This is a genomic window from Anaeromassilibacillus sp. An172 (genome assembly GCF_002160515.1).
Lineage (GTDB): Bacteria > Bacillota > Clostridia > Oscillospirales > Acutalibacteraceae > Limousia > Limousia pullorum.
In genome coordinates this window covers 41,952-55,601 of sequence record NZ_NFKS01000002.1, presented here as the reverse complement: position 1 = coordinate 55,601, position 13,650 = coordinate 41,952, and the positions used below count along the sequence as shown (strand labels likewise).

General features: G+C 40.5%; 21 protein-coding genes and 1 pseudogene. 10 read left to right on the top strand and 12 right to left on the bottom strand.

Translation table 11 applies throughout. The annotated features are described in order from the left end of the window. Positions 1–56 precede the first annotated feature (56 nt). The 6 genes from B5F08_RS01460 to B5F08_RS01440 form a co-directional block, all read right to left on the bottom strand. Positions 57–713: a hypothetical protein gene (locus tag B5F08_RS01460; protein ID WP_087376052.1), complete on the bottom strand. Its 657-nt coding sequence runs from the start codon at positions 711–713 to the stop codon at positions 57–59. A 14-nt stretch (positions 714–727) separates the two neighbouring features. Continuing rightward, positions 728–1,429, bottom strand: a complete 702-nt coding sequence (locus B5F08_RS13360) for a hypothetical protein (protein ID WP_204245147.1) — start codon at positions 1,427–1,429, stop codon at positions 728–730. Beyond that, the gene (locus tag B5F08_RS13195; RefSeq protein WP_158096176.1) at positions 1,419–1,559 is read right to left on the bottom strand and encodes a hypothetical protein; all 141 of its coding nucleotides are present in this window, start codon (positions 1,557–1,559) and stop codon (positions 1,419–1,421) included. Before B5F08_RS13195 ends, B5F08_RS13360 begins: the two co-directional genes overlap by 11 nt. 12 nt (positions 1,560–1,571) lie before the next feature. Then, on the bottom strand, positions 1,572–1,868 hold the full coding sequence (locus tag B5F08_RS01450; protein ID WP_087376051.1) for a DUF4314 domain-containing protein: 297 nt from the start codon (positions 1,866–1,868) through the stop codon (positions 1,572–1,574). A gap of 3 nt (positions 1,869–1,871) precedes the next feature. Continuing rightward, positions 1,872–2,234, bottom strand: coding sequence for a hypothetical protein (locus B5F08_RS01445; protein WP_087376050.1), 363 nt, complete (start codon positions 2,232–2,234; stop codon positions 1,872–1,874). A 160-nt stretch (positions 2,235–2,394) separates the two neighbouring features. Further along, positions 2,395–2,706 carry a flavodoxin gene (locus B5F08_RS01440; protein ID WP_442856050.1) on the bottom strand — a complete coding sequence of 104 codons (312 nt, stop codon included), beginning with the start codon at positions 2,704–2,706 and terminating at the stop codon, positions 2,395–2,397. Positions 2,707–2,823: 117 nt separating this feature from the next. Here B5F08_RS01440 and B5F08_RS13730 point away from each other — a divergent pair, with 117 nt between their 5' ends. After that, entirely contained in the window at positions 2,824–3,342 is a 519-nt protein-coding gene (locus B5F08_RS13730; protein ID WP_442856049.1) for a LysR family transcriptional regulator, read from the top strand. After that, complete coding sequence (locus B5F08_RS13725) at positions 3,336–3,719, top strand: hypothetical protein (RefSeq protein ID WP_442856048.1); 384 nt, start codon at positions 3,336–3,338, stop codon at positions 3,717–3,719. The genes B5F08_RS13730 and B5F08_RS13725 overlap by 7 nt, the downstream gene beginning before the upstream one ends. A gap of 48 nt (positions 3,720–3,767) precedes the next feature. On the opposite strand, the gene B5F08_RS01430 is transcribed toward B5F08_RS13725, so the two are convergent. The 3 genes and pseudogenes from B5F08_RS01430 to B5F08_RS01420 form a co-directional block, all read right to left on the bottom strand. Further along, positions 3,768–4,880 carry an SLC13 family permease gene (locus B5F08_RS01430; RefSeq protein WP_087376049.1) on the bottom strand — a complete coding sequence of 371 codons (1,113 nt, stop codon included), beginning with the start codon at positions 4,878–4,880 and terminating at the stop codon, positions 3,768–3,770. Between the two features lie 23 nt (positions 4,881–4,903). After that, on the bottom strand, positions 4,904–5,647 hold the full coding sequence (locus B5F08_RS01425; protein ID WP_242968165.1) for an NAD-dependent protein deacylase: 744 nt from the start codon (positions 5,645–5,647) through the stop codon (positions 4,904–4,906). 27 nt (positions 5,648–5,674) lie between these two features. Further along, a pseudogene (locus B5F08_RS01420) lies at positions 5,675–6,175 on the bottom strand (NAD(P)H-dependent oxidoreductase); the annotation flags it as partial. Between the two features lie 125 nt (positions 6,176–6,300). Between B5F08_RS01420 and B5F08_RS01415 the strand changes: the two are divergent. The 6 genes from B5F08_RS01415 (at position 6,301) to B5F08_RS01390 (ending at position 9,817) form a co-directional block, all read left to right on the top strand. After that, on the top strand, positions 6,301–6,711 hold the full coding sequence (locus B5F08_RS01415) for a hypothetical protein (RefSeq protein WP_087376047.1): 411 nt from the start codon (positions 6,301–6,303) through the stop codon (positions 6,709–6,711). Continuing rightward, on the top strand, positions 6,708–7,613 hold the full coding sequence (locus tag B5F08_RS01410; RefSeq protein ID WP_087376046.1) for a DNA/RNA non-specific endonuclease: 906 nt from the start codon (positions 6,708–6,710) through the stop codon (positions 7,611–7,613). The genes B5F08_RS01415 and B5F08_RS01410 overlap by 4 nt, the downstream gene beginning before the upstream one ends. Before the next feature lie 97 nt (positions 7,614–7,710). Continuing rightward, on the top strand, positions 7,711–7,995 hold the full coding sequence (locus B5F08_RS01405) for an ArsR/SmtB family transcription factor (RefSeq protein ID WP_087376175.1): 285 nt from the start codon (positions 7,711–7,713) through the stop codon (positions 7,993–7,995). Between the two features lie 127 nt (positions 7,996–8,122). Next, entirely contained in the window at positions 8,123–9,085 is a 963-nt protein-coding gene (locus B5F08_RS01400) for a permease (RefSeq protein ID WP_087376174.1), read from the top strand. 20 nt (positions 9,086–9,105) lie between these two features. After that, positions 9,106–9,426, top strand: coding sequence for a thioredoxin family protein (locus B5F08_RS01395; RefSeq protein WP_087376045.1), 321 nt, complete (start codon positions 9,106–9,108; stop codon positions 9,424–9,426). Between the two features lies 1 nt (position 9,427). Next, the gene (locus B5F08_RS01390; protein ID WP_087376044.1) at positions 9,428–9,817 is read left to right on the top strand and encodes an arsenate reductase/protein-tyrosine-phosphatase family protein; all 390 of its coding nucleotides are present in this window, start codon (positions 9,428–9,430) and stop codon (positions 9,815–9,817) included. Between the two features lie 43 nt (positions 9,818–9,860). Here B5F08_RS01390 and B5F08_RS01385 read toward each other — a convergent pair whose 3' ends face one another. The 3 genes from B5F08_RS01385 to B5F08_RS01375 form a co-directional block, all read right to left on the bottom strand. After that, entirely contained in the window at positions 9,861–10,604 is a 744-nt protein-coding gene (locus tag B5F08_RS01385; RefSeq protein ID WP_087376043.1) for a transglycosylase domain-containing protein, read from the bottom strand. Between the two features lie 138 nt (positions 10,605–10,742). Continuing rightward, positions 10,743–11,831 carry a DUF5131 family protein gene (locus B5F08_RS01380; RefSeq protein WP_158096175.1) on the bottom strand — a complete coding sequence of 363 codons (1,089 nt, stop codon included), beginning with the start codon at positions 11,829–11,831 and terminating at the stop codon, positions 10,743–10,745. Positions 11,832–11,862: 31 nt separating this feature from the next. Then, entirely contained in the window at positions 11,863–12,237 is a 375-nt protein-coding gene (locus B5F08_RS01375; protein WP_087376042.1) for a YccF domain-containing protein, read from the bottom strand. 192 nt (positions 12,238–12,429) lie between these two features. Here B5F08_RS01375 and B5F08_RS01370 point away from each other — a divergent pair, with 192 nt between their 5' ends. Together B5F08_RS01370 and yaaA are read left to right on the top strand one after the other, a co-directional pair. Then, on the top strand, positions 12,430–12,840 hold the full coding sequence (locus B5F08_RS01370; protein WP_087376041.1) for a peptide deformylase: 411 nt from the start codon (positions 12,430–12,432) through the stop codon (positions 12,838–12,840). A 9-nt stretch (positions 12,841–12,849) separates the two neighbouring features. Further along, positions 12,850–13,593, top strand: coding sequence for a peroxide stress protein YaaA (gene yaaA, locus B5F08_RS01365; protein ID WP_087376040.1), 744 nt, complete (start codon positions 12,850–12,852; stop codon positions 13,591–13,593). Positions 13,594–13,650 lie beyond the last annotated feature (57 nt).

The following is a 13,650-nucleotide window of genomic DNA, read 5'->3' as shown; positions in this document are numbered from 1 at the left end:
GTTCCTTTCATAAAAAAAGCCCTCGCTTCATCAACAAAGCAAGGGTGCCACTTCAGTTACAGATTCAGTTGTGGGCCATCCTCCGGTTCAAAGGTGGGGGGATTTTTCTCAATCTCCGGATAGCCAAACGACAGCTTTTCCGCCAGCTCATCCAGCGCTTTCGACTGCTCAAAGGTGAGGGAGCCGCAGTGATTTCTGGCGTAGTCCACACAACGATAGAGATTTTCTGCTTCTTCCGGCTGGAACAGGCGTTGTTCCTGGATCAGCCCCGAACGTCGGACGAAAGATTCTTTTGCATATGCATAATTGGGAGAATAATCGCCGCCGGATACATAGCTGCGCTCTTTATCCTGATCCCATGTGGTAAACATGAAACCATGGTTTTCATTATACGTTCCGGCCAGGACGATATTCCCATACTCCGCCAGTTTCCGGTAATCATGGACGCCCTCTGCCTCCATCTGCGGGGCTGCTTCATAGAGGCCCACATACTCACGGATGGCTCTGACCTCTTGATGAATTTTATCATAGAGTTCCGTCTGGCTTAGTGCCTCAAACTGATCCTCATAAAACCGGAGAAAGCCTTCGGGTGTCTGACGACAGAAAGGATCGTCTCCGTGAAAAATGTGGAGCAGACCATCCCGATAACCATAATACCCAGTACAGTCTAATTGAGGGAGGCGGCGGAGCAATTCTGCCTGATAGATTGTCATAGGCTGTATTCACCTCACATTCCCATGGCGAAACCTACATGTTCATCTTCCGATTCATCCTCAATCTCGGATTCATCCTCGTATTCGTCCTCCAGGGCTTCTTCGGTTTCTTCCTCGCCCTCATCCTCCAGGGCATCCTCTGACATATCTTCATCGTCCTGATCCTCTGACTCGCCGGTTTCCTCTAATGGAGACATCTCATCATCCAGTTCTTCGGCATCAGGGCCTTCCTCAGATGTCTCCGGTTCTTCCTGATCGGAGATAGACGGTTCCGCTTCATCCATTCCCTCCGCAGAAGAAGCAGTTTCCGCATCTTCCAGTAACTCCTGATCAGCGTCCAACTGCTCAGTATCCTCCAGTTCCTCTGTATCCTCGAAGTCACCCTGGGCCTCGCCGGTTTCCTGACTCTCAGCCAGATCCCGATCCAGCTCCTGCTCAATCAGGCCGATGACAAAGTCTTTCTGTGTCATGTTATTGCGGTGCAGATAATCCTTGATCCGCTGGAACAGGCTTTCCGGCACCTGAAACGCCAGTGTCCTCATTTTCTCCATGTTTTTCCCTTCCTTTTCATCAATTTTAGGATGCAGTTCATCCTGCAATGCCAGTGTGACAAACTCCGTCATCGTCATCCCGTGGTCTTGCAGATATTGTGTAATCTCGGCATGCAAAGCCGCATCGACTTTGACCGTAATGCCTTTCTTCCCGTCAGCAGCCACTGTGTTCACCTCTTTCCATGAATTTCTGAATTGCCCTTGTTACAATTTCCTCCACAGGCACTTCCTCAATGGCAGCCTGGATCAAAAGCGGCTCCACCAGCGCCTCTGGAATCTCAATTTCCATTTCCAAATGATTTACCTCCTACATTCCCATGACGGGGCCTTGATCCTCAGTCATGCCGGATTCCTGTTCCTCTGCCAATTCTTCCTCCGTCAGCTTGCGGAACGAGTCCTCACCAGGCACAACTCCGAGAGACCTTCCATTGTCAAACGAGCAGTGCAGTGTTCCGATATCATCCACTACTTTGACAGTACCTCTTGTCTGATCCTCGACAGGATTCGGATCTCTGCCCGTGCTCAGTAACATGATCCGGGTACCGGGAGGATACTCTGTCTGGTACCGTTTGGCCTGCTGGTGCAGGCGTTCCCATTCATTCATCAGCTACATCTCCATTCCTAAATCACTATTTTCTGAATCGATACACTCCGTGTCATCCCAATTATCTTTACGAAGGGCAAAGTTCTCCACAAGCTGTCTGGGCGTTAAAGGAATATTCGCAGGCTGATTTGTGCGCTCAAACCCATCTTCGCTGATTTCAAACCAGCAATGATCGACCTCGGTATCATACTCATCGAATCTCCTTTCCGGCATCCCGACCTGTCTTGGGATAAAATATTCCCCCATGTCACAGCAATCAAGAATGCTTTGGATTTGCTCCTTGGATAATTCCCCCTGGATAACGCACTCATTATGAACCTTATAGTTACCTGCATCCCGATATAGATAGCAGATCTTGGTGTTCATGGATATGACCTCCTTTCCTTATAGCTTGTAGGATAGGGGGATTTTTCCCATAAAAAAAGCGACCACTCTCATGGTCGTTCCTACCTTACTCTATACACACTTTTTCTTTCTGTTGTGTTTCCTGTACCTATTCGCCCTCCTTCCTCCACGCAATACACCGCTATACACAGATATAACCCTGCTCCATTTTAGGATATCCAAGATAAATAACGTCGTAATCATCTATGCTTTCCGGATACCTTTTAAGCTCCGGTCTGGCATTTTTTCTCTGATCCTCCTGAGCCTGGGCTATACATTCGTTGTAGCTCTTTGAATAGGGATTAACCTGTTCAATTTTAAACAAATCAGCTCCTGTCAACTCTTGGATTATACCTGCGGCAATTTCCGTATTGCCAACTTCAAGTTCTTTTATAAGTCCGTTAACATAGTTTTCGTCTGCTCTTGAATAAAAAGCTATTAACTTTTTCGACATTTTAATCCCTCCGTTTTGTTTTCTGATTACAGTATAACACTTTCTCCATTGACTTGGAATTTCCGATATGTTATCATCGTATTAACTTAAAGTTTATACAGATTCAAGGAGGTACGTATGTATAATCCTTTGCTTGATACTTTTATCGCTGTGGCAGACTGCAAAAGCTTTACCAAAGCCGCCGACAAGCTTTATATTTCACCGACTGCGGTTATGAAACAGATGAATACACTTGAGAATCACCTCAATTTAAAGCTTATTGAAAGAAGCCCCTCCGGTGTCAGCTTAACTCCTGCCGGGGAGATGATTTACCGTGACGCTGAATTTATTATAGACTATTCAAAAAAATCTATTGCCGCCGCTCAAAACATGGCTCACGCCCACGACACCACCTTTTGTGTTGGGACTTCCCTGCTTAATCCGGCGAAACCTTTTATGGATTTATGGTACCGCATAAATCAAAGCTTTCCGGATTATAAGCTTCATCTTGTTCCCTTTGAGGACAACCATGAGGGAATATTGTCTGAGATAAAAAAACTGGGGGAAAAATTTGATTTTCTTATAGGGGTATGCGACTCAAAAATGTGGCTCTCCCTATGTCAGTTTATGCCCTTGGACGATATAAAAAGATGGTAGCTGTATCAAGGGAACACCGTCTGGCTTCAAAAAAGCTCATAAACATTGAGGACTTGTACGGAGAAACTCTGATGATGGTAAGTCCCGGAGATTCCGGTGCAAACGACTTTATACGAAGCGATTTAGAAAAAAATCATCCTCAAATAAAAATTGAAGATACACCGCATTTTTACGACTTGTCTGTATTTAACCGCTGTGCAGAAACCGGAAACGTACTGCTCACAATAGAATGTTGGCAGGATGTACACCCGGGTCTTGTTTCCATTCCGGTAAACTGGGATTACAGTATTCCCTACGGTTTACTTTACAGTCTTGACCCGCCTGAGGATGTACTGCGCTTTGTAAAAGCGGCGGAAGATTTTACAAATAAAGCTTAACACAAAAAGAGAGCCTATCCATTTTGAATAGACTCTCTTTTATATTTTTTAAAGTAAAAACAGCACCGCTCCCACGCAAAGTATAGCGAGAAACAGGAAATTCAGTATGGTGAAAAGTACAAAATATTTTCCGGTTTGTGCGCCCTCTGTCTTTATGTAAAGCTTTAAGGATATAAGGCTTGCAAGGGAGGCAACCACCGTTCCCAGTCCTCCTATATCTGTTCCCAAAAGCAGTGCTCTCCAATTGTCGGTAAATCCGGCAAGCAAAACTGCGGAAGGCACATTGCTTATAATCTGGCTTGCGCCGGCAGAGGTAAAGAAAGGCGAAATGCTCATAAGATTTCCAAGAAACTGTGAAACCTGATGAATGTTTCCGATATTCTCTGCAAATATGAAGAAGCACACAAATGTGAGCAAAAGAAAATAGTCGATATCTAAAAGTATTCTCCTGTCATAGGCGATAAGGAAAAATGTAACCACGCCAAGAATTATCAGATAATGAACCACACGGAAAACCGCCAGCAAACACAAAACAAAAAGCAGAAAATACAACCATCCCGACAGCTTATTGCAGTGGGTTTCATCATCGAAAGTTACCTGCTGACCGTCGCCCTTACAGAGAAAATATGTGGTTACTGTCACGAGAACAAAACTTGCTACAACCACCGGCAAAAGTGTCATTATAAATTCCAAAGAATCCGGCTCGAAAGCTGAATAGATAAACAGGTTTTGAGGATTTCCCACAGGAGTTGCCATACTTCCCAGATTTGCGGCTATTGTCTGCATAACCACAACCCTCATGAGATATTTTTTCTCTTTGAGATTTCCCAAAATCATAACCGCAAATGGCACGAAAACTATCAGGGAAACATCGTTTGTTATAAGCATTGAGGCAAAAAATGGCAGCCACACAAGTAAAAGTGACACAAATCCCAATGACTTTTGACCTTTCAGCATTTTCGCTCCCACCGACGAAAAAAAGCCGCACTTTTTAAGCCCCGCAACCACCGCCATAAGACAGAACAACAGCGAAAGCACTCTCCAGTCTATGTAACCGAAATAGTCCAAAGACGGCGGAGAAAAAAACGCCGAAATCACCGTACAGGCGGCGGCAATACAGAGAACCGCCTCGTTTTTTATGAAATTTTTAATTTTTGTCATTCTTCATACTTCCTCATTTTTTCTTATTTTTCCAGATACTCAACCACTTCTATAACATCCTCGTTTATTGACATATTTGCGATGGTGTCATAGGAGGTTTTTGATTTATTTATAAGTATCATATTTTTACCTTTATAATATCTTATAAATGACGCCGCAGGATATACAACCAGTGAGGTTCCTATAACTATAAGCGTATCGGCATTGGCAATTGCATTTATTGCACCCTCAATTACATCTCCGTCCAGCGGCTCTTCATACAGAACTACATCCGGCTTTATTATTGCCTTGTCCTCTGTACAGCGTGGTATACCCTGAGAATTTGCAATATATTCAAGGCTATAGCTCTTTTTGCATTTTGTGCAGTAATTTCGTGCAACGCTTCCGTGAAGCTCAAACACCTTACTGCTTCCAGCCTTTTGATGAAGTCCGTCTATATTCTGTGTTACAACAGAAACATCCTTTCCCTGTTTTTCAAGGTCTGCAAAATACTTGTGAGCTTTGTTAGGCTGTGCATTTGGATAAAGCATTTTTGATTTATAAAAGTCATAAAACAGGTCGGGATTTCTCACAAAAAAGCTGTGGGAAATAATCTCCTCCGGACTGTAGTTATATCCGCTTTTCTGATTGTAAAGTCCGTCTGCGGAACGGAAATCAGGAATACCTGAGGGACAGCTTATTCCTGCTCCTGTAAACACACAGATTTTTTTGCTGTTTTTAATTATCTCTTTTAACTGCTTAGATTTTTCCATGTTTTCAGCTTTCATGGCTTTTGACCTCCTGTTCTTTATATTTTAAATTCCGTCTGTATCGGCTTTTTCAAGGACTTTTTTATAGGGCATTAACATTCCCTCGTTCATCTTATTTCCCATTTTTTTCTGCATTTTAGGATTTGACGCCAATCCGCCTATAAGCATTATAAACAACATTCTGCCCCTTTGCTTCTGAGGGAAATCGTATACACCATGTTTTTTATAAAACTTATGGTCGGCTTTCATAATACCCCTCATAACATATATAAGGTCACGGAATATCTTCATTCCTCCAACACCGTAAAAGCTTCTGGGAAGCACATAGGAGTTTTCCAGGGAATAACACATCTTCTTTGACATGTTTTCAATACCGCTGAAATCACAGCCAACACCTGCAAGGAAATTATGTCCCACATCCGCTCTGGCTTCGATTATTGTTTTCAGGTTCTGTTCCCTTTCGTAATCTCCACAGATAAGATATCCTATAGGCATACCCTCGGTTACGGTTCTGTGTCCGTTACAGAACTGTCTGTCATCGTACATTATAGAATAAAAATCCTGTATATTCAACAATTTATTTTTGCTCATCGAATAACCGGGTTTAGTTATTGTATCCTTAATCAAAAAGATATATAATATCATTAAAATAATAAATCGGTGGTGAAATAATGACTTTAATTTGCTGTGTTGACGATAACATGGGAATGACCTTTAACAAAAGACGTCAAAGCCGTGATATAGAGGTTACCAACGTCGTTATAAATCTGGCTAAAAACGGAAAATTGTTCATAAATCCATATTCAAAGAAGCTTTTTGAAGAGGCGGGATTTAATGATTTTATAATTCATGACGACAGTTCTTTGGATTTTCCCGACAACTCATATTTCTTTAACGAAACCGCTGCCCCGTCGGTTTTTGAAAAATCTGCTGACGAAATAATTTTGTTTCGCTGGAACAGAGCTTACCCCGGGGATATTCACTTTGATATAAATTTAAACAGCGGATGGAAGCTCATATCTTCTAAGGAATTTGCAGGAAAATCCCACGAAAAAATTACAATGGAGGTATACAAAAGATGAAAAAGCTATATTTAAGATTTGCCGCCCTGTTTATCTCGGCGACAATGATTTTTACCGGATGTTCATTTAGCATATCATTAAATGAGCCTGATAATTCTCAGGTGGTTGTTGTGGACAACTTTATATCTCCCGACCGCAATGACCAAATACCATATTATTACGACTCACCATATACAATAGTAAACAACAACGAGCCGTATTTTGAGGAATCCGATTACACAACGGAATCCTTTGAAGCATACAGTCCCCTTGACAGTCTCGGAAGATGTACCATGGCTTATGCCAATGTGTCAACGGACACAATGCCCACCGAGGACAGAGGTTCAATAAGTCAGGTGAAGCCTACAGGCTGGCAAAGCACAAAATACGACAATGTGGACGGCGGCTATCTTTATAACCGCTGTCATCTGATAGGCTGGCAGCTCACCGCAGAAAACGCCAACGAGGAAAACATCATCACAGGAACACGCTATCTCAATGTTGACGGTATGCTTCCCTTTGAAAATATGATTGCAGACTACATAAAGGAAACAGGAAACCATGTGCTTTACAGAGTAACTCCTATTTTCTTTGACGATGACTTGGTGGCTTACGGCGTGAGAATGGAGGCAAAATCCGTTGAGGACGACGGCGAGGGCATTTGCTTCCATGTGTTCTGCTATAATGTTCAGCCGGGAATTGATATAAACTACAGCGACGGAACCAGTTCACTTGCTGATACAAAAGCAACCGATTCAAACCAACAGCAGACATATATCTTAAACACAAACTCCCGTGTTTTTCATCTTTCGGACTGTTCAAGCGTAAGTTCCATGAGTGACAAAAACAAAGAGGAATTTAATGGTTCAAGAGATAAACTGATTGATGAGGGATATAAACCATGCAGCAGATGTAATCCGTAAAACAAGCCGGCATTTTAAAAGTGCCGGCTTTTCTAAAAATTATATATTGACAATCATCTATGTATTGCATATAATAAAAATAAAGGCTGGTGATTTTATGAACTCAGACACAAAAAGAATTGCAGAGATATTCAAGGCTTTAAGCGATGAAAACCGTGTGGAAATACTTATTATGCTTTCCAAAGGTGAAAAATGCGCCTGTAAGCTTTTAGAGGAGCTGGAGGTTTCACAGCCCACATTATCTCACCACATGAAAATACTGTGCGACGCAAAACTTGTAAACGCCCGCAAAGAGGGCAGATGGATGCACTATTCCCTTTCACAGGAGGGCATTAACGAAATATCAAATTACCTTTCCGATGTTTTCGGAAAAAATCAATAAGCTATATTGCCGTGGAAATAATCCACGGTTCTTTTAAGGCAAACATATAGATATATGTAAATATAACAATATATAGGAGGCGTATATTTTGGGTGTACTTGATTTTATACAAACCGAAATTTTAGGCATGGCTTGGCTTAACAGGCTGGTGGCATCACTTTTGACCGCAATAGGACTTGATATAAACAGTCCTTTGGGCGGAAGTATTCATTTCTTTATTTATGATGTTATTAAAATTTTAATTCTTCTGGGTGTTTTGATATTTATTATTTCCTACATTCAAAGCTATTTCCCGCCGGAGCGCACCAAAAGAATTTTGGGAAAATTTAAAGGTCTGCCTGCAAATATTTTAGCGGCACTTTTAGGTACTGTCACACCTTTCTGCTCCTGTTCTTCAATTCCTTTATTCATAGGATTTACAAGTGCAGGTCTTCCCCTTGGCGTTACCTTTTCTTTTCTGATATCGTCGCCTATGGTTGATTTAGGCTCTTTAATGCTTCTCACAAGCATTTTCGGCTGGAAAATTGCTGTGGTTTATGTTATTTTAGGTTTGGTAATCGCCGTACTTGGCGGAACTTTCATTGAAAAGCTTCACCTTGAAAATTACGTTGAGGACTTTATACGAACCGGAAAATCAGTGGATATTGAGCAGGAAAAGCTTAAAATATCCGACAGACTTTCCTACAGTTTTCAGCAGGTAAAAAACACAGTTAAAAAAGTAATTCTTTATATACTTGTAGGTGTGGGAATTGGAGCTGTTATTCACAACTGGATACCACAGGATATAATCGTTCAGATTTTAGGTGACAACAATCCTTTCGGTGTAATTTTGGCAACAGTTGCAGGCGTTCCCATGTATGCCGATATTTTCGGAACTATTCCTATTGCGGAAGCTTTGCTTTCAAAAGGAGCTTTGCTGGGAGTTGTGCTGTCCTTTATGATGGCTGTTACCACCCTGTCCCTTCCGTCTATTATTATGCTTAGAAAAGCGGTTAAACCAAAGCTTTTGGGTATTTTTATAGCCATCTGCACTATAGGCATAATAATTGTAGGATACTTTTTCAACGCATTTCAATATTTATTTATATAAAAAATTTCGGAGGTTTTATTATGGCATTTTTTAATTTTGGAAAAAATAAGAGCGAAAATTCATCACAGGATGAAATTCAGGTAAAGGGAGATTACACTATCAAGGTTTTGGGTTCAGGCTGTAAATCCTGTCAGACACTTTTTAGTAATCTTCAGGACGCAGTAAAAAATTTGGATATAAAGGCAGATACTGTCCACGTTACCGATATGGCACAGCTTGCAGAGTACGGAATTATGACCACCCCTGCCCTTGTAATCAACGACAAAGTAGTATCAACCGGAAAGGTTTTAAAGTCCGGCGATATTGAAAAGCTTATAGTTAAATTCGACAGAGGTGAATAATATGAAAAAGAAAATCGCCTTTGTCTGCGTTCACAACTCCTGCCGAAGTCAGATAGCCGAGGCTCTCGGAAAACATTTTTTAAATGATAAATTTGACTTTTATTCAGCGGGCACAATGACAAAACCACAGATAAATCAGGACGCTGTAAGACTTATTAAAAGCCTTTACAATATAGACATGGAGAAAACACAGTACAGCAAAACCTTTGACAAGATACCGAACCCGGATATTGCAATATCCATGGGCTGTGATGTGGGCTGTCCATTTATCGGAAGAGAATTTGACCAAAACTGGGGACTCAAAGACCCCACCGGCTCCGATGATAATACCTTTATTGAAATTATAAAGGAAATAGAAACAAGGGTTAAAGCCCTTAAAGAACAATACTGATACAAGAAAAGGATACGGTTCATTCAGCCGTATCCTTTTTGTTTTATACATATAGAGTGTTTTCATTATACCACTGACTTACCAATTCATCGGATAAAGTCTGGTCTATCAAATTATTTTCCACCATACTTTCAAGAACCTGTTTCATTCTCTCCACTGCAAGCTCCGGGTTTACATCAGGCGAATAATTTGACGGAGCGTTTGGAAGTCCTGCCAGCATTACCGCTTCGGCATTTGTAAGTTCTTTCGGCTCTTTTCCGAAATATCCCATTGCGGCGTCGTATATTCCATAATAACCGCTGCCGAAATAAATTGTGTTTACATATATTTCAAATATTTCTTCTTTTGTGTAAAGGGATTCTATTTCAAAAGCGGCGAATACCTCCGCAAATTTTCTTTCAAGCTCTTTTTCCTGGGTAAAAAGCATGTTTTTTGCAATCTGCTGAGTTATTGTGCTTCCTCCCTCAACATAGTCCATGGCTTTTATATCGTTTACCGCCGCACGGAAAATCGCTATTACATCTATTCCCCCATGATTCCAGAACCTATGGTCTTCGACAGAGATAACGGCGTCCACATAAATATCGGGAAGTTCATCAAAGGTAACATAGTTATCTGCACTTTGGATTTCCTCTACCCTGTTTTCTATTGACTCTTCCTTTATGGCTTCGCTGTACATATTGTAGCCCTGAACTCCGAAGATAACTCCTACAATCAGAACAACACACAGCAACAGACAAATTACCGATGAAATAAGCTTTAACAGAGTTTTTATCACTTTTTTCATATTTTTTCTCCCCTTAATGCCAAAATGTAAGATATCATCTTATGAATTTATTTTAGCAAAAAAGAAACCCTAAAACCAATCTAACCTGCTTACATTTTCTCAAAACTTCTTACCTTTTTGTAAGAAATTCTTTAAGGCTCACTGCTCAATCTGACTTCTTATCCATTCCATAATAACTGAAACCACATAATCCTGTTCACAGGCGGTAAGCTCTCTGCCCGGCGCAATCCTATGCCATTTATAAAGACATCCACGGCAGCAGGTAGCTGTTGCATGCTGGGCAATAAAAACCGGATGACCTTTCATGGGAGTCTGTTTTCCGTCATTTGAAATATCTTTCGGAGCAAGCCTTTCCCTTATGAAATCACGGCAGTGACTTTCTATTTTTTCAATTCCTTTTGACTCAATATACTCTCTGTCCCTTTGTTTAAGCTTAAAACTGCTGCGAAATTCTGATTTTTTCAGCCTTTCAAAAAGCTCTTGAAATTCGCTTTCGGAAAATTTTACAGGTGTAAAATCTATTCCGGCACGTTCTGCCTGGGTTTGCTGATACTTTCTGTCTATCAAATAAACCTTTCCGTCCTTTATGAATTTTCCTCCGGTCTGTTTAAAATGAAAGCTTACGTTTTGCCTTACACATTGTTCCCTTGTGTCTAATATCCAGCCGTAATCGCAGGGTCTGGGATTATCTCCCGACTCTCCTCCGCAGGTGACGCAGCTTATTTTTCCTGTTGCCAGATATTTTTCAATGTTGATTTTTTCGAGCATCGGTTCTTCGATTATTTCACGGTTTATTATTGGAAGCTCAAGAAATATTTTGAGACGTTTATCCGCCATTTCCTGGTTTTCACAGGTGCATATTATTGTGACGTTTTTGTATCCCTGCCCCCAATCCAAAGGAAGCTCCTCGTAAAATCTTTCTATTCTTTTTGTTATTATAACAAATTCTAAATCCGGTCTTTCTCTTATCATGCTCCAGGCCTCACGCCTCCAGCAGTCCGCCTCAGGCAAAAAGAAATCAGAGGTCATACAGGTATAAACCTTTCCGTCACAGCTTTGAAGTTTATAATCGCCGTTTCTGGCTTTTGCCAAAGGGAAATTAAAATTCTTTGTTTTAGAAACCACAGAACTGTCTTTGCCGTACATAGCGTCACGCCTGTACACATAACAATTTTTACATCCCGGAGATATTTTACTGCATCCATGCCACGGGTTCCATATATTCATAAATTACACCAACCCAGCCTCAGTTTACTTATCAAAACATAGGTTTATTTACGACCATTGCGCCGAACGGCATAAGTGCAAGCTTTGCAAATTTAAAACACTGCATACCGAATGGTATTCCTATTATTGTACAGCAAAGCAAAAGACCGTTTAAAACTGCGCCCAGTGCCAAAGGTATTCCGCTTATAATTATCCAAAAAACATTTTCAATAAAGGAAACCGCTCCGCCGCCGTACACTACGTCCTTTCCAAAAGGAAAAAACACCAGCGACGCAATCTTAAAGCACTGCATACCTATAGGTATTCCAACTATTGTTATACACCAGAGTATTCCTGCAGCAGTCCATGCAAGGCCCTGCCATAAACCGCAGAATATAAACCATAATACATTACCTAAACAGCCCATATTATCCCTCCTTAAAATAAATTATATCATAAAAATTAAACTTTCAACTGTTTTCGCCGAAATTTTATTAAAACGACAGGAAAACAACACTTTAATAAAAATCAATACACTTGATATTTGATGATAAATATCGTATTATTTCTTTAACAGATAAAATATACTATTCGCAAAACATGAAAAGAGGAACAAGTTATGGTTAAAGATATAGTTAAAGACCCGTTTTTTCTTGGTCAAAAATCCACAGAAGCCACCAAAGATGACATGCAAACAGCCAATGACCTTGTGGACACTTTAAGACACAACAGCCAAATATGCGTTGGAATGGCTGCCAATATGATAGGCGTTAAAAAGAGAATTATCGCTTTTGACAACGGCAAAATGATTTCCGTTATGTTTAATCCCGAGATTATTGAAAAGTCGGGAGAGTACGAAACCGAGGAAAGCTGTCTTTCCCTTGAGGGTTCAAGACCTACAAAAAGATATGAAAAAATCACCGTGAAATATCAAAACAACAAATTCAAATACATAACTGCAACATTTACCGGATGGACAGCACAGATTATCCAGCACGAAATAGACCACTGCAACGGGATTTTAATATAAGGAGATTTTATGAAAATAATTATTTCACCTGCAAAAAAGATGAACACTGACACGGACAGTTTTTCCTTTATTGATTATCCGATATTTCTTAACAGGACTGAGGAGCTTTTAAGTATTTTAAAAACCATGTCCAATGAACAGCTTAAAAATCTCTGGAAATGCAATGATAATATTGCAAACCTCAATTATGAAAGACTTAATAAAATGGATTTAAGAAAGAATCTGACTCCGGCTATTATCGCTTACGAGGGAATACAATATCAATACATGGCGCCCTCTGTATTTACAGAAAAACAGCTTGAGTATGTACAGCAGAGTCTGAGAATTATCTCCGGCTTTTACGGTGTCTTAAAGCCCTTTGACGGGGTAACTCCCTATCGTCTGGAAATGAAGGCAAAGCTTAAAACAGATAATTTTTCAAATCTTTACAAGTTCTGGAAAGACGATATTTATAAGGAAATAACCAGCAATGACCGCACCATAATAAATCTCGCCTCCAAAGAATACTCTAAATGTATTACCGATTATATTAGGGAAGATGTTGATTTTATAACCTGTTCATTTGCGGAATTTTCTAAGGGCAGGCTTGCGGAAAAAGGAACCTTCTGCAAAATGGCACGAGGTGAAATGGTGAGATTTATGGCTGAAAACTACATAGAAAATCCTGAGGAAATAAAGGCTTTTGACCGTTTGGGATATAAATTTTCAGAAAACCATTCGGACAAAAACACCTATGTTTTTATCAAGGAATAAACTCAAAACGCTGCCGGACTGATGTCCGACAGCGTTTTTTAATGGCAGTATAAAAGA